Here is a 21,152-nt window from a genome sequence, read left to right as displayed (position 1 = left end):
AGAATGGTCTATGTTGTATCTCCGATAAACGGTAATTTAATACAATTAAAAAGCCTCTCTGTTTTTGCAGAGAGGCTTTTTGCCAACTAAACTTTAGAAGGTCTTGGGGGATTAATTGTGTAATGCGTCTAAGGTAGCTTGTGGCAGTAGTACTTTGTCTACAATATGTACAATGCCATTGCTAGCTTCATTATCTGCTCCAGTTACATTTGCATTTGTATCTGTTTTGTCATCTAGTTGAACGCCAGAACTTAAGTCTACAGTTATGGTCTCTGTTTGTAAGGTAGTTATAACTTGTCCGTTAGTTAAATCTGTACTAGCTACCGCAGCTCCAGATACTACATGATAGGTAAGGATTCCAGCTAATAGTTCTTTTTCTTCAGGAGTATCAAAATCTGCTAGACTGTTATAAGCATCGCCCAAAGAATCTAATAATGCAGCAAATGCAGCATTTGTTGGCGCAAATACCGTAAATGGTCCTTCACCACTTAATGCATCTACCAAACCAGCATCAGCTTGTATTAATGCATCAACCAAAAGGCTTAAATCATCAACAGATTGTGCTAGTTCAACAATGTTTGGTGTTTGTAGGCTAGCAACAAAATCTACTGCAGCCTGTGGTAATAAAACTTTATCTATTATGTGTACTACACCATTACTAGCTTCAACATCTGCGGTAGTAACTGATGCAGGAGTGTCCGTTGCATCGGCTATGAAAACACCTCCTGTTAAATCTACGGTTAGCATATCTTCACTAACTGTGGTTAACATTTGCCCATCTGTTAAATCTGTAGAAAATGCTGCGGCACCAGAAACCACATGGTAAGTTAAAATATCTACTAATAAATCAATTTCGGCTTCTGTATCAAAATCTTCTAAGCTATTATAATCGTCTCCTAGGGTATCTAAAAGAGCAGCAAATGCAGCATTTGTTGGTGCAAATACGGTAAAAGGTCCGTCACCACTTAAGGTATCTACCAAACCGGCATTAGCCTTAATTAATGCATCTACCAATAAACTTAAATCATCTGTTTCTTGTGCAATTTCTACAATATTTTTCATATTAAGAGAAGCAACAAAATCTATTGCTGACTGTGGTAACAATACCTTGTCAATGGTATGTGCTACACCATTAGAAGCCATGATATCAGTAGCGGTAATGTTGGCGTTAGTTTCAGATGCGTCACCAATTACAAAAGTTTCACCATTAGCAATTACTTCAATAGAATTGTCTGTTAAAGCTGTGGCAACCGTACCAGCAGCTAAATCTGCAGCCAGAACTTCTCCAGGAACAACGTGGTATAGAAGAATATCTGTTAATAAAGCTATTTCAGCTTCCGTATCAAAATCATCTAAGGAGTTGTAATCATCACCAAGAGCATCCAATAAAGCTACAAAAGCATCGTCTGTTGGTGCAAACACGGTAAAAGGTCCATCTGCTTGTAAGGTGGTTACTAGGTTTGCTTTTAAAACTGCTGCCTCAAGACTAGAAAGACTTTCAGTTGCAACTACAATATCAACTAAATCATCCATTGCTTCTTCTTCGCCATTTAAGGCATCAATAACCGCTTGTGGTAAAAGTACTTTGTCTATAACATGTACAATACCGTTGGTATTCTCAACATCAGCCATCACAACTTCGGCATCTGTATCTGTGGCATCGCTTATAAAAACTCCGCCAGATAAAGAAACGGTAATGGTTTCCCCCTGTACGGTTGTAATTTCTTGACCTTCAGTTAAATCAGTTGAAGCGGCAGCAGTACCGGCTACTACATGGTATTTTAAAATCATACCTAGCAGTGCTTTTTCTTCTTCTGTATCAAAATCGTCTAAAGAATCATAGCCATCTAAGCTGTTTAAAAGTGCAGTGAATGCATCATTTGTAGGCGCAAAAACGGTAAAAGAACCATCGGCACTTAATGTTCCAATTAAATCTGAATCTGCATTTTCATCTGCTTTTGATAATGCGGCAACCAATGAGCTTAATGCTTCCGTGTTTTGGGCGGTTACCACAATGTTAGTTCCCATTTCTTCCATGTTTGGTGGGTTACCTTCATCGTCATCGTCACAAGACAAGACGAAAAGACTCATGCATGCCAGTAGTAAGACATTGGACAACTTTAATAAATGTTTCATAGCTAAAAATTTATGTTTAATTAATTAATGATAAAAATCAACAACTAAACGCAGTTTGTTTTAAATAATAGGTTTATTGTTTTATGTTTTGCTATTAATGTTGATTAATTTTTTATAAAGATTAAACATTTTTGATAAGGTTGCGTTTGTTTAATTGTTTTTTGCAAAAGTTTAACAGAATGGGTTAAAGAAATAAAAAAACCACTTTTAAAGTGGTTTTGAATAAAATAACTGTAAATACTACAATTATACTTTTAATAGGGCAGTAGAGCAGATTCTATTGAAAATATACTCGCATTAGTTGTATTCAGTTCCAAATTCAAAATTTTCGATTTATGGTTATGTACATCAACCAGTATTTTATGTTCTTCTTCCTCTAAAACCTTAAGTATATTTCCTTGTTGCGTGGTTAATTCCATCCCATCCGTTAGCGATTCCATAGTTAATTTTGTATTTGGAATATGATGATAGGAAATAACATCGGCCAACAACGATACATTTTCTGCAGAATTTAAATCTTGTAAACTGATAATTGTTGGTATTTGCTTTATACAATTTAGAAAGGAGGTATGTTCAGGTACGAACAGGGTAAAAGGCTCACTACTGTTTAATATTTGGTCTAAATAGTCTTGAGCTAATACTATTGCAGTTATAAAAGCAGGACTTTCTGCTAAAATGTCCGTTAGTCCTAAATTATTAATAGAACTATTTTCTGCCAATTGTATAATTGCCTGCTCGGGAATCAATATTCTGTCTATGAGGTGTATAATTCCATTTTTTGCCGGTATGTCTGGTGTTGTAATACGTGCTGGTTCCCCGGTAAAATCAATAAATTCTTTAGTATAAGCTATTGTTATGTGCTCTCCGGCAAGGGTTTCAAGCTCACCTGCCTCCAAACTAGTTTTTGGGTGCATGCCATTTATTATATGATAACTTAAAACGGCTTTTAAAAGGCTAATTTCTTCGGCAGTGTCAAATTCTGATAACTCATTGTTACCGGCCAAGCTTAGTATAAATCCGATTGAATTATTGCTAGGCAATAAAACGGTAAATGGACCTTCTTCTCCCAAGCTGTCTAACAAATTGGTTAATTCCAGAGCTTCTTTAAGAACAGAAAAAGATTCATTTTGGATGATAAACTCTTTGAGTGTAGGGATAGCTTCTCCGTTGGGTGGGTTGTTAATGTCGATTCCAATATCTGCCAATAAATCAGCCGTTTCTTGAGAAATCAATATTTTATCAATTATATGAAGCGTACCGTTGGTGGCATCCAAATCTAAGGTGGTACTATTTGCTACTGTGGTGGTTGCATCTGTAATTGTGAATGACTCGGTATCTAGGGTCAATAAAAAGGTTTGGTCGTTTTGCAGCGTATTGTACATTCCACTGGCCAAACTAGTAGTAGGTAGGTTTTCCGCCACAATATGATATTTGATAATATCTTGAAGGATTATTTTTTCAATGCTACTATCAAAATCAGAAAAAGAGGAGTAGGATTCTCCAAGAAAATCAAATAACAATTGTATGGCTTCATTAGAAGGAGCAAAAACCGTCAAAGGATTTTCATCGCTTAATACATCATTCAAATTAGCAACTGTTATAGCTTCATTTAAAAATTCTAGTTCTTCAGTATTGGCTATAAGTTCTTCTAGATTTACGGTATTGGTCTCCTTATCAAGTTCATCATTATCCCCTTCTTGGTTAGTGTTTTCATCTGAACTTTGCGTGGTATCCTCTTGTTCTGCAATTGGGCCGTCATCTCCCTTTTTACAATTGGTAACAATGCTAATAGCAATAATAAAAATCAAGGATTTGAAATAGGTTGGTAGGGTTCTCATTTTACGTAAATAATTGAATAGAATTCTAGATTTGGAAAAGTAAAATAGTTATGTAACCCTTGTTTAAACGTAGTCTTAATTCTTTGTTACTACAATTTTAAACTTAAACCTATATGTAAAGTTAAGATGTAAATACCGACAGAATTACTTTGTATTTTTGCAGTGTTATGAGTAATGTTAAAAAGAAAGTTGTTGTTGGCCTTTCTGGAGGTGTAGATAGTAGTGTAACTGCTTATTTGCTAAAGGAGCAAGGTTATGAGGTTATAGGTCTTTTTATGAAAAATTGGCACGATGATTCCGTTACCATTTCTGATGAGTGCCCTTGGTTAGAAGATAGTAACGATGCCTTAATCGTGGCAGAAAAGTTAGGTATACCTTTCCAGACCGTAGATTTAAGTAAAGAATACAAAGAACGTATTGTAGACTATATGTTCAAGGAATACGAAATGGGTAGAACGCCTAATCCAGATGTGCTATGTAATAGGGAAATAAAATTTGACGTATTCCTAAAGATAGCATTAAACCTAGGTGCAGATTATGTTGCTACGGGCCATTATTGCAGAAAAGCGAGTTTTTTAAATGATGAAGGGAAAGAAATACATCAATTGTTGGCAGGTATAGATAACAATAAAGATCAATCTTATTTTCTATGTCAGCTGTCTCAGTCACAACTGGCAAAAACTTTATTTCCAATTGGACATTTAACCAAGCCTGAAGTACGAGAAATAGCAGCGGCCAATGATTTGATTACTGCAGATAAAAAAGACTCACAAGGTCTTTGCTTTATCGGGAAGGTGCGTTTACCCGATTTTTTACAGCAAAAATTGAAACCTAAAAAAGGTGTAATTGTAGAGGTACCGCAAGAAGCTGCCCATTATAAATATGTAGTGCCTGAATTTGCCTCTAAACAAGAAGAGTTAATGTTTAAGGCCAAAAAGCCGCACTATTCTATTACAGATGGGAAGATTGTAGGAGAACATAACGGTGCTCATTATTTTACTATAGGACAAAGAAAAGGTTTAGATGTTGGTGGAACCAAAGAACCCTTATTTGTAGTGGATACGGATGTAAATGAAAACGTAATTTATACGGGACAGGGTAAAAATCACCCAGGTCTTTATAGAAATACGCTTTTTGTAAATGAGACCGAAATGCATTGGGTTAGAGAAGATTTAAAACTAGCCATAGATGAGACTATGACCGTAAGTGCTAGAATACGGTATAGGCAGCCATTACAAGAGGCCACTTTATATAGGGTAACAGGGGGATTATTTGTGGATTTTAAAGTTCCACAATCTGCTATAACAGAAGGTCAGTTCGTTGCTTGGTACCATGGTGAAGAATTAATAGGCTCTGGCGTAATATCATAAAAAATGACCAATCCTATTACCCAATTATTCAAAATTAAATATCCAATAATCCAAGGCGGGATGATTTGGGCAAGTGGCCACAAGTTAGCATCGGCCGTTTCCAATGCCGGTGGTTTGGGGCTTTTAGGTGCCGGAAGTATGTATCCTGATGTACTTAGAACGCATATTCAAAAATGTAAACAGGAAACCACCAAACCATTTGGGGTTAATGTGCCCATGCTTTACCCTGATTTACAGCAAATATTGGATATTATTGTAGCAGAAAAAGTAAAAATTGTATTTACTTCTGCAGGTAATCCAAAAACATATACCTCCTTTTTAAAAAGTCATGGGATTACGGTAGTGCACGTAGTGAGCAGTTTAAAATTTGCACTTAAGGCACAGGAAGCAGGAGTAGATGCTGTGGTTGCAGAGGGTTTTGAGGCTGGCGGCCATAACGGAAGAGATGAAACCACAACCATGGTGTTAATACCAAATGTTGTAAATAAATTAAATATTCCTGTAATAGCCGCCGGTGGTATTGCCACAGGGAGCCAAATTTTGGCGGCCATGAGTTTGGGGGCAGCAGGAGTACAAATTGGTAGCCGCTTTGTGGCTACAGAAGAAGCTTCTTCTCATTTGGCGTTTAAAGAGCAAATAGTTGCCGCGCAAGAGGGGAGTACCCAATTAACTTTAAAAGAATTGGCACCTGTAAGACTCTTAAAGAATAAGTTTTTTGATGCTATACAACAGGCTTATGCAGATGGTGCCACTAAAGAAGAGCTGGTCCAATTATTAGGAAGGGCACGTGCCAAAAAAGGAATGTTTCTAGGAGATTTAGATGAGGGTGAATTAGAAATAGGGCAGGTGGCCGGGCTTATTGATGACATTATACCAGTTTCAGATTTAATGAAACGGTTATTGAGCGAATTTAACCTAGCTAAAACCAACATTAGCAAACTAGATTTTTCTTAGCTCACCTTAAAACATTAGCTTTTATATCTTTGCGTACATGTTAAAAAAGCTAACCGTATTACCCGTATTACTTTTCTGTTTTTTAGGTCAGTCCCAATTAGAAAAAGATAAGGCGTTACATTTTCTTGGTGGAAATCTTTATGGTTTAGCCGGGGCGGGTATTGCTAAACAGATTTCTAAAGGCAACAGGTTCTGGACTTTTGCTGGTGCGGTTGGCGGTAGTGCGCTTATTGGTTTAGGCAAAGAAGCCATAGACTCAGGTAAAGGAGGTAGCGGTTGGGACAATGAAGATTTACTGGCTACGGTATTGGGCGGACTTACGGTTGGTGTTACAATAGACCTGTTTACCAATCACGAACGACAAAAAAAGCGTTTTGCAGCCAAGCAAAAATTAAATGCGCAATACTATCAATTACCTAATAATTTATCGTTAAAAAAAGGCTTGCCAACTTTAACACAGCTAGCAAGCCCAAATCTTATTCGGTAAATTTAATTTCTATTTATTCTTTAAGGTTACTTAAGAATTCAATTAAGTCTCTTAATTCTCTTTTAGTTATCATTCTGCCCATTGGTGGCATTCCAGAGGGCATGTTTTTACGTGTTTTAATTCTACTATGTATTATTTCCATAGGTTCCGCATCTCCAGTTCTAAGAATTAGTTCTTCGTCTGTTTCTGCTTCTAAAACACCTGTTATTTCTTGGCCATCTGTTAGCGTTACTGTTACGCTACCATAACCAGGCGCAATTCTTTTTGTTGGGTTAATTAAGGCATCTAACAGTTCTTTTTTAGAAAGAACGGCACCTATATTATCTAATGCAGGGCCTACTTTACCTCCGGTTCCTTGATAGGAATGGCAGCGCACACATTGAGCCGTTGTGTTGTGTAAAAATACTTGTCTACCAGGCCAATTACTACCACCACTAAGTGTTTGTTCATAGGAATCATCTCCAAAACCATTATCGTCTAAAACGGCTAGTTGACTAATTAAATCTTGGTTTTCTGAGTTTTTAACTGACTCTATTAAATCCAATATCAATTCATTAGGTAATCTATTTTTATCCGCTTTTGCAATTAAATTACTTAAGATCGATTTACTTTTTTCAATTGGCATTGCGGCCAAAACCTCTAAAGTTTTTTGCTGTTCCCAAACACTTGCGTTCTCAAACACCGGTTTAACCACTTGTTCCAATGCTTCTTTTGATAGCTCAATTTTATCTAACATACCCAAAGCAGCGCTTCGTACTTGGCCACTAGGGTCTTTCATGCCTTGTGCTAATACTTGGTGCAATTGTTCATACTCTAGAATACCTAAAGCATTAAGAGCGGTAGTTCTTATAGATTCAGAACTGTTGGATTTTGCTAATGCAACTAATTCTGCTTCTTTTTCTTTTAAGCCCAAGTTGGCTACCAACTGTATGGCACCATTTAAAAGTGCTTCGCTCTTGGTCTGGAATAGATTATCTAATTCCTTATTCACCTTTTTTTGTACCAAGGCGGAATCTCTTTTTACCTCGCCTCTATAACGGCCATCTACACGATCATAAACCGAAAGAGACGCCCATGTGCCCAAGGCGGCTAAGGCTTCACCTCTTAAGTTTTCTGGTAAACTATCGTTCTTGGCAAATTTAATTAGATAGTCTATATGTTCTGGTTTTTCTACTCTTATGGCGGCGTTAATAGCTCGTCTTAGTAAAGCTTCATTGGTAAACTTAAAGTTATTTAATACTTCAGCTAAAGCAGGTAATGCCTCTGGTATAGACGTATCGTCATTTATAGCTCTTGCTGCTTCAGTGGCAATAGCTTCGTTAGTATCTTTTAAGAAAAGCGCAATTTTAGGGTCTTTTAATTTTCTTAGTACTAGTACCGCCGCCATTCTTAGGCTACTATCATTGCTTGCTGAAAGAGCGATTAAAGGCTCAGGATTTCCTATCCTTGCTAAGGCCAAAACAGCTGCATGCCTTAAGTATAAATCTTCATCGTTATTATTTTTGATAAAATTTAGCAGGGGCTCAATTGCTGTTTCAGCTTTAAAACGCCCTAATGCCTGGGCAGCATAAAATTTTACCCTATCGTTTTTATGTTGTAACAAGTTAATTGCTTTCTCACTTGCCTTAACATAATTGGCGTCTCCTAATACTTTTAGACTTTGAGCAACAATTTCTGGGTCATTATCTTCCAACAATTCGGTCAATACCGCAACCTTATCGGTATCTTTTTCAGCCATCATTCCCAGGGTCCAAATCCCGTGAATTCTGGCAAGTTGATTTTGTTCTTCCTTAACGTAAGACTTTAACTTGTAATAGCCCCAAAAGGTACTTTTTGCTAGTTGATATTGAGCCTTTAACCGAATTCTCCTATCTGTATTTTGAAATAATGCCAATAACTCGTCATTAGAAAAGTCTTCGTAATTGGCCTGCATTAATTTTAAGGTTTCCTCACGTTGTTGGGCAAGGTCATCTTTATCTTCAGAAACATCTAGTTTCCATATTCTTCCAGAATCTTTGGTGCCCCAACCGTTGAGCCAATCTGCCAAGTACAAAGCCCCGTCTGGTCCAAATTTAATACCGGTAGGTAAAATGCCACTTAAAACATCAACCTCACTTTTAAGCTCAAAAGACGCGCCTTTCGGTTTTAAATCAAAAGCCCATAAATGAGATAGGGATGGGTCTCCTACAAATTCTACAAGAAAAAACTTGTTTTTCCATTCACTACCCAATGCCGTACCTGGGTTGTGCACCATGCCTGTTGGGCCGTTATGGTAATTCATGATTGGCGGAACTATGTAGGCCGCTTGGCCTTCCCAGTGGGGTTTGTAAAGTTCTTCTTCCATCCAAACTTTATAATCGTTGTTTTTGGGGTCTGTATATTTTCCATATTGCCAATTAGAGCGCCAACCCGCATCTGAACCTTCTACAATATGTACAAGACGTTCGCTTTCGCCTCTATGGTCCCCATCATTATCAGAAGAAATAATATTACCGTAATCATCAAAAACAAATTCGTGGGTATTTCTTAGGCCGTGTGCAAAAACTTCAAAATTGCTTCCATCTGGATTACAGCGTACAATTACACCCTCGTTTGGAAAGGCGAATTCAGAACCATCTTTAGCCTTTATATGGCCACCAATATCTCCAATTCCCCAGTATAATTTACCATCTGGACCTTTAATGGCCCCAGACATGCCATGGCCACTAAATCCAATATGAACGCCAAAACCAGTTGCCAAGGCCTTTTTGGTTTCAAAATAGCCATCTTGGTTTATATCTTTTAGCTCCCACATTTCTGGGGCAACACCAACATACATTTTATCTCTTTCTACCAATAGCGCATTGGCAACATCTGTAATTTCAGTGTTAAAGTCATGAACAATTCTTTGGGCAACATCTGCCAGACCATCCTTATTGGTATCGCTTAGTTTCCAAACCTCTTCTTTTTCAATCGCTAGGTCTTTCCAATCGCTACTGCCATCGTTGTTCAAATCTTGTAACCATTGGTTTTGTTCACTATTCTCTGGAGCAAAAAAGGTATGTAAAAAGTTTCTTCTGTCTTCTGGTGTTTTAAAAGAACTTGTAGGGGTTACCCAATCTCTATACCCACGAATATCAAACTCTGAGTGTTTTTGACGCAGGGTACGTGTTATATAAACCGAACCAAAATCATCTACATCTAACGCGATAGGGTCTGGTGCTAACGAATCTGTAGCCCATAGGTCTAGTTTAAGCCCTTCTACAAGCTTTATAGTATTGTTGTTTTTTACCTCTAATGCCAGTTGCTTGGCGGTGGTAGCATTTTGATTAAGTGTTAGGGGATTTTGTTTGGGTAAATTTGGTTGTTGTTCACAAGAAAGCAGCGCTATCAAAGAAAGTGTTGAAATAGCACTTAAAAATTTATTAAAAAGCATTTGGTTTGGTATTAAGTAAAAATGAACTTGAAAATTAGTACATTTTAGATTAATCCCCTTGCTTTAATTTCTAAATATTTATTGATTGTATTAATGGTAAGATCCTCTGGTTTGGTCAATATCGTTTGTATTCCATTTTTTCTTAACTCATTGACAATGAGTCTTTTTTCGTATATAAACTTCTCTGCAATAGTCTGCTCAAATATTTGGTGTACGTTTTTAGCCTTATTTGTAACAAATTCTTGTAGTTCTGTGTTCTGAAAAAAGATAACCACCAATAGATGATTTTTTGCAATTGCCTGTAAGTAGGGTAGTTGTCTATGTAATGCATCTAGGGTTTCAAAATTTGAATACAATAAAAGTAGGCTTCGTTGATTTAGGTTTCGTTTAATATCAATGTATAGTCTACTGTAATCACTTTCTGCAAAGTCCGTATCCAAATTATAAAGTGTTTCTAAAATTAGGTTCATCTGAGCGCTTCTGCGATCCGCAACCACTCGGTTTTCTACCTTTTTGCTAAAGGAGAACATACCTGCCTTATCTTGTTTTTTTATGGCAATGTTGCTTATAACTAAAGTTGCGTTTATAGCATAGTCTAATAAGGATAACCCGTTAAAAGGCATTTGCATTACCCTACCTTTATCAATAACGGAATATATAGGTTGCGATTTTTCGTCTTGATATTGGTTTACCATTAATTGGTTGCGTTTGGCGGTAGCCTTCCAATTTATGTTCCTAATATCATCTCCTCTAACATAATCCTTAATTTGTTCAAACTCCATGGTGTGGCCAATACGTCTAATTTTTTTCAAACCGTATTCAGACAAACGATTGGAAAAGGCCAATAAATCATACTTGCGCAATTGTAAGAACGAGGGGTACACCGGTACTTCTTGATCCGTATTGAATTGAAATCTTTTGCCTATGAAACCAATAGGCGAAGACCCAAAAACGTTTATGCTACCAAAAGAATAACTGCCTCTTTGGGTTGGTCTTAATTGGTATTGATATTGTTTTTCTTGGCCAGGATTCAATACACTCCAAAGTTCAAAATCCCGCTTTTGAAATTGAAAAGGAATTTCGTCTATGAGCTTAACATGCGTTTTAAATAAATAACTGTTGGTTAAGCTAATGGCAATGGGGTTTTCATCGCCGTTAGACAATTTATCTGGAACCAATCTTTTACCTTCAATTTTACCTTTTGTTGCAAATAGCAAGAATAAATCTGTTGCCAATAACAACATAAAAATTACAAATAGTATTTGCATTACAAATAATACTTGCGGGTATACAAAGGCAACCAGAAAGCCTAAAATTAAGCAGGTTAAACACCAAAAAAAGCGTTTGTTGAGGTAAGTATTTTTAAAAATACGTTTCAATTTTATCTAGGTATTTCTATGGATTCTATAAGTTGATTTACCATTTTCTCTGGGGTTAACCCCTCCATTTCCCGTTCTGGTGTTAATATAATACGGTGCGCCAGAATAGGGTTGGCAATTTTTTTGATGTCTTCTGGAGTTATAAAGTCCCTACCGTTCATAGCCGCCATGGCTTTGGCAGCTTCTAAAATGGCAATAGATGCCCTAGGTGAAGCCCCTAAGTACAGATTGGCATTGGTACGTGTTGCATTTACAATGGCCGCTATGTACCGTAAAAGGTTGTCTTCTACAATAACATCTTTAATGGTCTCTTGATATTCTTTTATTTCCTTGGCTGTTAAAATAGCACTGACCAAATTTTCTTCATTGCGTACTTTTTGTTGGTGTTTCCGCTCTAAAATCGCCACTTCTTCTTCTAAACTTGGATAGGCAACATTTATTTTAAATAGAAAACGGTCTAATTGTGCCTCTGGCAATCTGTAGGTTCCTTCTTGTTCTACCGGATTTTGGGTTGCAAACACTAAAAAGGGTGGCGCCATATTATATTCCGCACCATCTATGGTAATTTGGCGTTCGGCCATAGCTTCAAACAAGGCAGCTTGCGTTTTGGCCGGTGCTCTATTTATTTCGTCAATAAGGACAATGTTGGAGAATAATGGACCTTTCTTAAATTCAAAATCAGAAGTTTTAACATTAAAAATAGATGTTCCTAAAATATCACTAGGCATTAAATCTGGTGTAAACTGTATTCTATTAAAATCTACATCCATTGTTTTTGCCAAAAGTTTGGCAGTTATGGTTTTGGCAACACCAGGAACCCCCTCTATTAGGGAATGCCCATCTGCTAAAATGGAAACAATTAATAATTCTATAAATTCTTCTTGACCAATAATTACCTTACCTAATTCCTCTTTTATTTTAGTTACTGCCGTCTGTAGTTTAGTAAGGTCTATCCTTGAATTAAATTCTAATGGGTTTTCGTTGGTGTTATCCATATATTATTTCTTAAATGCGGTTATCTTTTTGTTTAGTTCTAATAAGGGCTCGGGGCCGTTTATTTTTTTACCTTTTAAACGTTGTATTAGCTCCACTAAAGCCTTGGTTTCTTGTATTGTTTTTCCAGATTTGGCGGCCAATTTTTTAATTGTACCCTCATCTAATCTTGTAGTATCTATGTAATAGTTTCTTCTTAGGTACGCCAAAAAGAACTTTATTTTTTTAGCAATTAAATCCGAATAATCTTTGTTTTGATAGTAAAGAGATCCTACCGTTCTAGCAAAAGCTACAGAGGTATTCTCTTTGGCGGTAATTACGGGAATGATGCGTTGTTCCCTTTTTGCCTTGAAAATAACGAATAATAAAAGCCCTGCAATTGTTAAATAATAGGCCCATTTCAACGCGGTTTGGTTAAGCACAAAACGCATGGGTGAATCTATAATTACCTTACCAGCTTTCTTATAACTATCCCAAAACAATGGTTCATCATTTAAATAGGATAAGGCATTAGCGGCATATTCTTCATTGCCGTTTAAGAGATAATAATTACTAAAAGCTTGTGGTATGGTGTTTATGTAAAATTGGCCTTCGCCAAATTTAGATTTGATAAAATTTGGGTGTTTTTCGGTTAGTGTTGGGCCATCTAAAATTCCGTTGTTGCTTTGGAAACTTATATGCCCTAAAACAGTTGCATTTAAGGTGTCTATACTGCTAAAATGGGTATTGTATAAGCCCCGGTCATAAACATACTTCTTACTAAACTTTGTATTGGTAAAAGAAGCCTTTAAAGTATCTTCTTTAATGGTGTAATCCGTGCTAAGCTTTATATTTAATGTATCCATCAAAAAATAACTTAGAGATGTAGAGGAAATAAGCACGCTATTACCACTAGATACATATTTAAGTAATTGATTTGTTTCTTGACGGTCTAAACTAATATGATCATTAATGAGTAAATAATTGCTTTTTTGTGTGCTATCCCTGTTTACCAAAAACTCATAAACATTTTGATCTACACTAGTTATATCTGTTTTTGGAAACAAACTTTCTAGTTCCTGAAAAAGCACATGGCACCCAAACGGAATTTTATCATATTGGGTATAAGAAGGTCTCCAATTTAGTGGTCTTGGTTTTGTTATTTCGGTAACAATTATAGCCAATAATACCGCACAGAAAATACCTAGAATAATTTTAGAGCGTTTATCCATGCTAACTTGGTGTTTGGTCTTTTACGGTATTAAATCTAGTTGCTGCGGTTTGGTAGGCCGGTTCTGATATAGCTTGTTCTCCGTACCAAACATAGTCATATAAATAAGCCAATTCTGTAAAGCTATTTTTAAGTCTTGGTTCCTTAATTTCCTTGGTATAATCAGCATTTGTTTTTTCAAAATGCCAGTCTATTACGTCTTTGTTAGAAAGATGTTTTAACAACAGCAAAAATTGATACCTAACGGCCAGCCTATAATCCTTATCTTTTATGGCATCTGCCAATAATGCATCAAAATCTATGGTTTCTATATGTTGCTCTGCAATACCAAGATCGGTAAGTGGTTTTGCCCGTTTGGTTAATAGGGTGCTAACTTTTTCATTCACAGCAAATTTTATGATTAAGTATAGTACCAATCCGCCCAATAAGATATAGATAATGATTTCTAAAACTTTAAATGCTTCAGGTGATATGGTAAAGCCAAAAGTATCTGCTAACCAATTAAAGAAAAAAGCTAAAAAGCGGGTAAGCAGGTTTTGAGATTCTCCAGTAGTGATGGAGTAATCAAATTCATCACCCGCATATTTTTCTTGAAGGTCTTTTTCAAAGGCACGCTGCTCAAGATTGGTGTTCGTATCATATTTAACGATACTATCATTGGTCTGGCCCCAACATAGATAACTGCTAAGTAAAAAACCTAATAAAAGCGATACAATTTTAGGCATTGTTCAAATCCTCCCCAATTTGCGCTATACGTTTACGTGTATTAATATTATAGGTTTTTTCATGTAGGGTGTAATACAAAATTCCGTTAACAAATTGTGTTAGACATTGCCCATATATTAGAACGATTAAGGCTAAAGTAAGGCAAATGGTATAAATTACCGTAGCCACCACGTTACTGGTTAAAGAAACGCTATTCTCTACTACATGAAAGGTATAGATGCCAAAAAGTACTCCAGGAACGGACATCATTAACATCAATAAAATAAATAGTAAAAGACCCATTACAAAATTTACGCCCACAGAACGCCAAAAGTTATTTTTTACCAAATTCCAACCTTCGCTCAAGGCTGCACCTACCGGCTTCTTGTTCTGTAACATTTCAAAAAAAGAAACTCCTACCCAAGCAGAGATAAAAAATTGAAGTACATATTGTGCCAAACTCCCTAGAATAGGAATAATTAAAAAGAAAATTGAGACGATTAGAAAGCCTATATGGATAACGAATAACAATAAGATAAATAGAATTATACTTCCCATATGCGACTTGGTGTAGGCCCAAACGTCCTTTTTTTGAAAAGATTCGTTGGGGTCGTTATCATACAAAACCATATAGCTGGTAGATAAGCCATAGTTTAAAGCACCAACCATTACAAAAATGAGAAAGAACAGACCACCGCCAATGGCCATGGGTATGTAGAAATCTTCTTCATTAGCGGTCTCTATGCCAAAATTGTTTTCAATTTCAATTAAACCAAGAATACCGGAAACCATTAAGTAACTGGCAACCAAAAGACCTATTAAAAAAATACCATTGTAGCTAATAAAAACATTGGTAAACTTTTTAATATTTCGCTTAAAAAAATCAAAATAGGTATTGATAATGTCACCAAAGTCCCTATTCACCCTTAAGGGAACGTAATTTTTCGTCATCTAATCTATTTAAAAATATAGGATAAAGCAGATAATAGAAAACAATTAAAATTAAGGATACTCCTATTATCAAAGCTGCCAACCAAGTTGGCATATTCGTGTATCTAGTTATAAAACCTTCAATAAAGCCTGCTACAATAAAAAAGGGTATGGTACTTATTACCACTTTTAAACCATCTTTAGCGCCTTTCATAAAAGAGACTCTTCTAGAAAACGTTTTGGGAAACAAAATACTATTTCCCATGATAAGACCTGCACAGCCCGCGATGATTATAACAGATATTTCTATTGTTCCGTGAAGCCAAATTTGCTTGTTGGCCTCAAAAAATACTCCTTTGGTATAAAAGAAAGTGATAAATGCTCCTAGCATTACCCCATTGCTGAACAGAATATAGGCCGTACCTATGCTTGTAATAACGCCAAAGGCAAAAGCCAAAAAACCTACCCTTATATTATTTATGGTAATACCCAAAAAAGTACCAATTTCACTACCGCCTTTATATATAGCGGCAGGGTCTCCTTTGGCAATATTGTTCAGGGTTTCGTTTACGTAGGCATCCCCAAGAATCAACCGTAAAAAACTAGCATCATTTAAGGCGCTTATTACACCTATGGCGGTTGCCGCCATAAATATGAGAAAAGCTACCCCAAGGGTTTTATGGTATTGTTTAAAGAACAAGGGAAATTCAAAAGCCCAAAAATCTACAATCCTGTTACGGCTCTCTTTCTTGTTTTTGTATATTTTTTGATGGGCCTGGGAGGCCAGAGCATTCAAATACAATAAAGTTTTACTTTCTTCGTAATAAGTTTGCGCGTACGCCAAGTCATTGGTAAGCTGTATGTACCCTTCTGCCAGTTCATCTGGATCAGTGTTGGATTTTAGGTTAATGGCCTTTTCAAAAGCTATCCATTTTTCCTTATTTTGCTTTACAAAGGCAGCTTCGCGCATAAAAAAGTTTTACTAAGAGTTAAATTTAAAGTTTAATGGGCAACCTCCAAATCAATACAACGCAAAATGTAAACCTAAATTATAAAATAGTAAGTTTAGGGGAGCGCATTGTTGCATTTTTAATAGATGGCTTTATCCTATATCTCTATGCCATTCTTGTGAATTTTATTGGAGATATGATTGGTTATATTTACAAAGATGGTTGGACCCAAAGGGGACTGGTTGCTTTAATTTTTTTACCAGCAATGGGTTATAGTTTGTTTATGCATAGCCTATTTAACGGAAGAACCGTTGGTAAGATGTTGTTAAAGATGCGCGTGGTTCGTTTTGATGGTACACCTGTACATTGGAGTAATTATTTGGTTAGGTGGATGCTGCGTTTAGTAGACATTTGGCTTTTTTTAGGTTCTATAGGTATCTTATCCATTTTGTTTACGGAAAGAAGGCAACGATTAGGAGATGCCGCGGCGGGTACGGTGGTAATTAGCACTAAAAATAAAACCAAGGTTTCCCATACCATTTTAGAGGATGTAACGGATGATTATGAACCAACTTTTACTAACGTTACCCTACTGTCCGATAAAGATATTAGACTAATTAAAGAAACGTTCTTGATTGCCAAGAAAAGTAACGATTACAAAACGTTAACCGCATTACGGGTTAAGGTAGACAGTATTTTGGACACCAAATCTAATCTGTATGACCTACAGTATATAGACACCGTACTAAAAGATTACAATTACTACACGCAAAAAATATAAAACTTGTTTTTACAGCTTATAGATGTTTTGGGTACCATAGCCTTTGCAATCTCTGGTGTTTTGGTGGCCATGGACAAAAAATTAGACCCCTTTGGGGTACTTATTATTGGTTTTGTCACCGCTATTGGTGGGGGTACCTTAAGAGATTTGCTCATAGGAAATACACCTGTGGTTTGGATGCGAGACGCCAATTATATGATTATAATAATTGCCTCCGTATTTTTTGGTGTATTGTTTTTTAATAAGTTAAAGTACCTGCGTAAATCTCTTTTTTTGTTTGATACCATAGGTATTGGCCTTTATACCATTGTAGGTATAGAAAAGGGATTGGAGGCTGGCCTTATTCCTGCTATTTGTATTGTTCTAGGAATAATTACTGCCAGTTTTGGTGGGGTTATCCGGGACATTCTTTGTAATGAGATTCCTGTGATTTTTAGAAAAGAAATTTATGCTACGGCCTGCATACTGGGTGGTGTGGCCTATTTTGGTCTTAATTACATACCTTTTACTAAAAATTATGCTACCGTGGGTGGAATTCTCGTGGTTTTATTAATTAGGATTTTAGCCGTACGGTATAAAATTTCATTGCCGAGCATCTACAAAAATAACTAAGCTTAATCTAGTACTTCAGCTTTCAAAATATAAATATTTTGCTTAGGCCATTCTCCAGTATCTATTGGGGTTTGGTTTATTTTGTCTACTACGTCCATACCTTCTATAACCCTGCCAAATGGTGTGTAATCTCCATCTAAATGATAAGAACCAGGGTTTGTGGTCACTATAAAAAACTCAAAAGGAGAAGCAAGTTTATGTGGGTTGTCTCGCTCACTACTAGGCATAGAAATGGTTCCTCTATGGTGTTTGTGTCCTTTTCGCGTATCTGGAGGCAGAAGATAACGTCCTATTTTACCACGTTTTTTAGCCGTTCTCATATCATCAGAGTTTCCGCCTTGAATAATAAAATTGGGTACTACACGGTGAAATTGAGTGCTATCAAAATACTTTTTACGTGTTAAGTAGATAAAATTAGCTTTGTGGTAGGGAACATTATCGTACAACTGAAGGGTAAAACTTCCTTTGGTAGTAGTTAGCCTTACTTTATCTTGTTTCAAGTTTTTAGCGTAGTCAAAGAAAAATTTTATCGCATTTTCCTCATTTAGTTCAAAGGTATCTTTTTGTTTTTCTGCTACGGCAATACTATCTGCCCGTTGTTTTGCTTTTATTGAATCTTGATTTACAACTTCTTTAACTGTGTTTTTTTGCTTTTTTTTAGGAGGATTACCGCATTGAGCCATAAAAAATAATAGTAAACTTGCTAAAAAGGAGAATTTTAAAACACGCATGAATTTTACCGATTTTAAGAAACAGGTCGTAAAAATAAAAAATCTGAATTTGCCGGGGCCAGAGGCGCACTTTAAAATGGAGCCAGAAATGCGTAGGGTGGTTAGGGAACAGCATGTAGACCATTTAAAAAAAGCCAGAAAAGCAGCTGTTTTAGCTTTGTTTTATCCTAAAGGAGCAGCAAATAGCACACATTTATTGCTAATTTTAAGAAAAACGTATAAAGGGGTACATTCCAATCAAGTTGGTTTTCCTGGTGGCAAGGAAGAAAAAACAGATGCTAATTTACTAGCAACAGCTTTAAGAGAAACCCAAGAGGAAGTGGGTGTAACCCCTGCTGAGGTTGAATTGGTTAGAGAATTGACGGATTTATACATTCCTCCAAGTAATTTTTTGGTGCAGCCCTACTTGGGCTTGTATGCCAATCCTAAACCATTTGTTAAAGACCCGGTTGAGGTAGAACGTTTGGTAGAGGTTTCTTTAACCAACTTTTTAAGTGCAGCTAGTTTAATTGAAGAAAAAATGAATACCTCTTATGGTTCCGATATTTCGGTACCCGCCTTTAAATTAAATGGTTATACCGTTTGGGGTGCAACGGCAATGATGCTAAATGAAATCAAAACCTTAATAAAACAAGTGCTTTAGCGCCTATTTTGTATTTTAGCGATTCTGATTTAACGTATGGATATATTTAAGTCTACCCCCTTTGGACACAATCTTTTCCTAAAAAAATGGCTAATCCGTATTTTAGGAATGGTAACACATTCTAGATATAAAGGATTTAATAAGTTAAAAATCGAAGGTTCTGAAGTTATAAGAAACCTACCGGAGAGAAATGTTCTTTTTGTAAGTAACCACCAAACTTATTTTGCAGATGTGGTAGCTATGTTTCATGTCTTTAATGCTGCCTTAAGTGGTAGGGAAGATAACATTAAGAACGTAGCCTATTTATGGAATCCAAAATTGAACTTCTATTATGTTGCGGCCAAGGAGACCATGAAAAAGAACCTTCTGTCCAAGATTTTGGCTTATGCAGGTTCTGTTAGTATTGAGCGCACATGGCGCGCAGATGGTCAAGACGTTAAACGCCAAGTAAAACTTAGCGATATTAGTAATATTGGTGTGGCATTAAATGATGGTTGGGTGGTAACGTTTCCCCAAGGAACCACAAAACCTTGGAAGCCCTTGCGAAAGGGAACGGCCCACATAATTAAAAGATATAAACCCGTAGTGGTGCCTGTTGTAATAGACGGCTTTAGACGTTCTTTTGATAAGAAAGGATTATACATCAAGAAAAAAGGAATACTCCAATCTATGATTATTAAGGAGCCCCTTAACATAGATTACGAGAACGAAAGTATTGACCAAATCATAGAAAAGCTAGAATATGCTATTGAACAGCACCCTTCCTTTTTGCGTGTAATACCACAAGAGGAATTAGCAGCCTATGAAGAGGACCATCAAAAAAGAAGATATAGTTACAAGGGAGATTCTTAAACCTCTAGCTTTTTTAATTCTTTATAATTTTCTTGTAACCGTTTTAATAGAATGCCATAGATAAGACGGTAAAATAGCCAAAGTAATACTCCGGTTACTAGTATGCAACCAATTACTATTATGCCAATTAAGGCGTAAACCATAAAGGTATTATCAGCTGCGGCCAATTTTTCGTTTAAAGCGGTAAATTCTGGTTCATAGAAAATTAATTCTGCAGTAACTATTACCAAAGAAATAGCAAAGACAGAAAGGCTTACCCATACATAGGTAACAACGGTTCTACGCGTTTTTAAAATATTCTTCATCAACGCCCGGGCAGAATCCGTGGTGTTAATTTTCTTGTAGTTCAAATAAAACTTAACGATAAAAAATAGCATTATGCAGTAGGATAACACTTCTAAAACGGTATAAAGTGTATTGGTGTTTTTTAATTCTGAAGTGGAAGATTCCGCAACAGGTATCTGGCCAATAAGAATCCAAAAAAGAAATTCAGCAATACTTATATAGAAAATCCACTTTACAATGGAGCTCGACTTCTTCAAAATCATTTTATAGATTTCGTCATAGCTAAGCTTAGGCAAAGAAGCTGTTTTCTTTTGCCAATCTTTTTTCAATAATTCTAACTCGTCCATCATAGTTTAAGGATTTAAAATGGTCCTTAATTTGTTTTTAACCCTATTCATTTTCACTCTTGCATTTACCTCACTAATACCAAGGGTTTCAGCTATTTCGGCGTAATTTTTATCTTCTAGGTAAAGAAAGACTAAGGCTTTTTCAATATCGCCCAATTCTTTAATGGCATTGTACATTAATTTCAATTGTCGTTCTTCGGTATCGTCATATTCCTGAGCCTTTATTTTGAACAAAACTGAATCAAAATCTTGCGTCTTTACTCTTTTCTTTGACTTTCTATAAAGCGTTATAGCCGTGTTCAATGCCACACGGTACATCCACGTACTAAACTTAGCGTCTCCTCTAAATTTTGGATAAGCTTTCCACAACTGTATGGTAATTTCCTGGAACAAATCGTTATGGGATTCACGGTCGTGCGTATATAACGTACACACTTTGTGAACAATATTTTGATTGTTCTCCAATTCCGTAACAAATTGATGCTCCAGGTTTTTACTCACAGTTGGTTGGTGGCTACTTTTTTAATTAGTAGT

At 36.2% G+C, this 21,152-nt stretch carries 19 protein-coding genes; 7 read left to right on the top strand and 12 right to left on the bottom strand.

The features are described from left to right. Nucleotides 1–111: 111 nt before the first annotated feature. On the bottom strand, nt 112–2,136 hold the full coding sequence (locus ACXAGS_RS12730; RefSeq protein WP_474907214.1) for a fasciclin domain-containing protein: 2,025 nt from the start codon (nt 2,134–2,136) through the stop codon (nt 112–114). A gap of 254 nt (nt 2,137–2,390) precedes the next feature. After that, nucleotides 2,391–3,974, bottom strand: coding sequence for a fasciclin domain-containing protein (locus ACXAGS_RS12725; protein ID WP_474907213.1), 1,584 nt, complete (start codon nt 3,972–3,974; stop codon nt 2,391–2,393). A gap of 167 nt (nt 3,975–4,141) precedes the next feature. Between ACXAGS_RS12725 and mnmA the strand changes: the two genes are divergently transcribed. Genes mnmA through ACXAGS_RS12710 form a run of 3 tightly spaced genes read left to right on the top strand, consistent with a single transcriptional unit; the run spans nt 4,142 to nt 6,785 of the window. Further along, complete coding sequence (gene mnmA / locus ACXAGS_RS12720; RefSeq protein WP_474907211.1) at nt 4,142–5,344, top strand: tRNA 2-thiouridine(34) synthase MnmA; 1,203 nt, start codon at nt 4,142–4,144, stop codon at nt 5,342–5,344. 3 nt (nt 5,345–5,347) lie between these two features. Beyond that, a complete protein-coding gene (locus tag ACXAGS_RS12715) occupies nt 5,348–6,298 on the top strand; it encodes an NAD(P)H-dependent flavin oxidoreductase (protein WP_474907210.1) in 951 nt (316 codons plus the stop codon). 37 nt (nt 6,299–6,335) lie between these two features. After that, nucleotides 6,336–6,785 (top strand): hypothetical protein, encoded by a 450-nt coding sequence (locus ACXAGS_RS12710; RefSeq protein ID WP_474907209.1) that lies wholly within the window; start codon nt 6,336–6,338, stop codon nt 6,783–6,785. Nucleotides 6,786–6,798: 13 nt separating this feature from the next. Here ACXAGS_RS12710 and ACXAGS_RS12705 read toward each other — a convergent pair whose 3' ends face one another. The 7 genes from ACXAGS_RS12705 to ACXAGS_RS12675 are packed head-to-tail and all read right to left on the bottom strand — an operon-like array spanning nt 6,799 to nt 16,387. Next, the gene (locus tag ACXAGS_RS12705) at nt 6,799–10,200 is read right to left on the bottom strand and encodes a HEAT repeat domain-containing protein (RefSeq protein ID WP_474907208.1); all 3,402 of its coding nucleotides are present in this window, start codon (nt 10,198–10,200) and stop codon (nt 6,799–6,801) included. A gap of 44 nt (nt 10,201–10,244) precedes the next feature. Continuing rightward, nucleotides 10,245–11,579, bottom strand: a complete 1,335-nt coding sequence (locus tag ACXAGS_RS12700) for a DUF58 domain-containing protein (RefSeq protein WP_474907206.1) — start codon at nt 11,577–11,579, stop codon at nt 10,245–10,247. Between the two features lie 2 nt (nt 11,580–11,581). Then, complete coding sequence (locus ACXAGS_RS12695) at nt 11,582–12,574, bottom strand: AAA family ATPase (protein WP_474907204.1); 993 nt, start codon at nt 12,572–12,574, stop codon at nt 11,582–11,584. Between the two features lie 3 nt (nt 12,575–12,577). Continuing rightward, the gene (locus ACXAGS_RS12690) at nt 12,578–13,783 is read right to left on the bottom strand and encodes a DUF4350 domain-containing protein (RefSeq protein ID WP_474907203.1); all 1,206 of its coding nucleotides are present in this window, start codon (nt 13,781–13,783) and stop codon (nt 12,578–12,580) included. 1 nt (nt 13,784) lies between these two features. Further along, nucleotides 13,785–14,507 (bottom strand): DUF4129 domain-containing protein, encoded by a 723-nt coding sequence (locus tag ACXAGS_RS12685; protein ID WP_474907201.1) that lies wholly within the window; start codon nt 14,505–14,507, stop codon nt 13,785–13,787. Then, nucleotides 14,500–15,438 (bottom strand): hypothetical protein, encoded by a 939-nt coding sequence (locus ACXAGS_RS12680; RefSeq protein WP_474907200.1) that lies wholly within the window; start codon nt 15,436–15,438, stop codon nt 14,500–14,502. Before ACXAGS_RS12680 ends, ACXAGS_RS12685 begins: the two co-directional genes overlap by 8 nt. Then, entirely contained in the window at nt 15,404–16,387 is a 984-nt protein-coding gene (locus ACXAGS_RS12675) for a stage II sporulation protein M (RefSeq protein WP_474907199.1), read from the bottom strand. Before ACXAGS_RS12675 ends, ACXAGS_RS12680 begins: the two co-directional genes overlap by 35 nt. Nucleotides 16,388–16,422: 35 nt before the next feature. Here ACXAGS_RS12675 and ACXAGS_RS12670 point away from each other — a divergent pair, with 35 nt between their 5' ends. Continuing rightward, nucleotides 16,423–17,148 (top strand): RDD family protein, encoded by a 726-nt coding sequence (locus tag ACXAGS_RS12670; RefSeq protein ID WP_474907197.1) that lies wholly within the window; start codon nt 16,423–16,425, stop codon nt 17,146–17,148. 3 nt (nt 17,149–17,151) lie between these two features. After that, entirely contained in the window at nt 17,152–17,760 is a 609-nt protein-coding gene (locus tag ACXAGS_RS12665) for a trimeric intracellular cation channel family protein (RefSeq protein ID WP_474907196.1), read from the top strand. A 2-nt stretch (nt 17,761–17,762) separates the two neighbouring features. Here the strand turns inward: ACXAGS_RS12665 and ACXAGS_RS12660 are convergent, their stop codons facing one another. Next, a complete protein-coding gene (locus ACXAGS_RS12660; RefSeq protein ID WP_474907195.1) occupies nt 17,763–18,491 on the bottom strand; it encodes a peptidylprolyl isomerase in 729 nt (242 codons plus the stop codon). Between ACXAGS_RS12660 and ACXAGS_RS12655 the strand changes: the two genes are divergently transcribed. Further along, nucleotides 18,490–19,134, top strand: a complete 645-nt coding sequence (locus ACXAGS_RS12655; RefSeq protein WP_474907193.1) for an NUDIX hydrolase — start codon at nt 18,490–18,492, stop codon at nt 19,132–19,134. The two genes, ACXAGS_RS12660 and ACXAGS_RS12655, sit on opposite strands and share 2 nt — an antisense overlap. A gap of 36 nt (nt 19,135–19,170) precedes the next feature. Further along, entirely contained in the window at nt 19,171–19,986 is an 816-nt protein-coding gene (locus tag ACXAGS_RS12650) for a lysophospholipid acyltransferase family protein (protein ID WP_474907191.1), read from the top strand. Here ACXAGS_RS12650 and ACXAGS_RS12645 read toward each other — a convergent pair. Beyond that, entirely contained in the window at nt 19,983–20,621 is a 639-nt protein-coding gene (locus ACXAGS_RS12645; protein ID WP_474907189.1) for a hypothetical protein, read from the bottom strand. The two genes, ACXAGS_RS12650 and ACXAGS_RS12645, sit on opposite strands and share 4 nt — an antisense overlap. Before the next feature lie 3 nt (nt 20,622–20,624). Further along, nucleotides 20,625–21,119, bottom strand: a complete 495-nt coding sequence (locus ACXAGS_RS12640; RefSeq protein WP_474907188.1) for an RNA polymerase sigma factor — start codon at nt 21,117–21,119, stop codon at nt 20,625–20,627. Nucleotides 21,120–21,152 lie beyond the last annotated feature (33 nt).

The sequence above is a fragment of the Croceivirga sp. ABH4_376 genome, from assembly GCF_056160685.1.
The sequence above is the reverse complement of the archived record's forward strand: the minus strand, read 5'-3'. Positions and strand labels throughout refer to the sequence as shown.

Excerpts from the sequence above, each read along its gene's own strand:
- ACXAGS_RS12655 (WP_474907193.1), top strand. The coding sequence starts at position 18,490 with ATGAATTTTACCGATTTTAAGAAACAGGTCGTAAAAATAAAAAATCTG.
- ACXAGS_RS12730 (WP_474907214.1), bottom strand. The coding sequence starts at position 2,136 with ATGAAACATTTATTAAAGTTGTCCAATGTCTTACTACTGGCATGCATG.
- ACXAGS_RS12725 (WP_474907213.1), bottom strand. The coding sequence starts at position 3,974 with ATGAGAACCCTACCAACCTATTTCAAATCCTTGATTTTTATTATTGCT.
- ACXAGS_RS12645 (WP_474907189.1), bottom strand. The coding sequence starts at position 20,621 with ATGATGGACGAGTTAGAATTATTGAAAAAAGATTGGCAAAAGAAAACA.
- ACXAGS_RS12650 (WP_474907191.1), top strand. The coding sequence starts at position 19,171 with ATGGATATATTTAAGTCTACCCCCTTTGGACACAATCTTTTCCTAAAA.
- ACXAGS_RS12680 (WP_474907200.1), bottom strand. The coding sequence starts at position 15,438 with ATGACGAAAAATTACGTTCCCTTAAGGGTGAATAGGGACTTTGGTGAC.
- ACXAGS_RS12695 (WP_474907204.1), bottom strand. The coding sequence starts at position 12,574 with ATGGATAACACCAACGAAAACCCATTAGAATTTAATTCAAGGATAGAC.
- ACXAGS_RS12710 (WP_474907209.1), top strand. The coding sequence starts at position 6,336 with ATGTTAAAAAAGCTAACCGTATTACCCGTATTACTTTTCTGTTTTTTA.
- ACXAGS_RS12705 (WP_474907208.1), bottom strand. The coding sequence starts at position 10,200 with ATGCTTTTTAATAAATTTTTAAGTGCTATTTCAACACTTTCTTTGATA.
- mnmA (WP_474907211.1), top strand. The coding sequence starts at position 4,142 with ATGAGTAATGTTAAAAAGAAAGTTGTTGTTGGCCTTTCTGGAGGTGTA.
- ACXAGS_RS12685 (WP_474907201.1), bottom strand. The coding sequence starts at position 14,507 with ATGCCTAAAATTGTATCGCTTTTATTAGGTTTTTTACTTAGCAGTTAT.
- ACXAGS_RS12715 (WP_474907210.1), top strand. The coding sequence starts at position 5,348 with ATGACCAATCCTATTACCCAATTATTCAAAATTAAATATCCAATAATC.
- ACXAGS_RS12670 (WP_474907197.1), top strand. The coding sequence starts at position 16,423 with ATGGGCAACCTCCAAATCAATACAACGCAAAATGTAAACCTAAATTAT.
- ACXAGS_RS12675 (WP_474907199.1), bottom strand. The coding sequence starts at position 16,387 with ATGCGCGAAGCTGCCTTTGTAAAGCAAAATAAGGAAAAATGGATAGCT.
- ACXAGS_RS12660 (WP_474907195.1), bottom strand. The coding sequence starts at position 18,491 with ATGCGTGTTTTAAAATTCTCCTTTTTAGCAAGTTTACTATTATTTTTT.
- ACXAGS_RS12690 (WP_474907203.1), bottom strand. The coding sequence starts at position 13,783 with ATGGATAAACGCTCTAAAATTATTCTAGGTATTTTCTGTGCGGTATTA.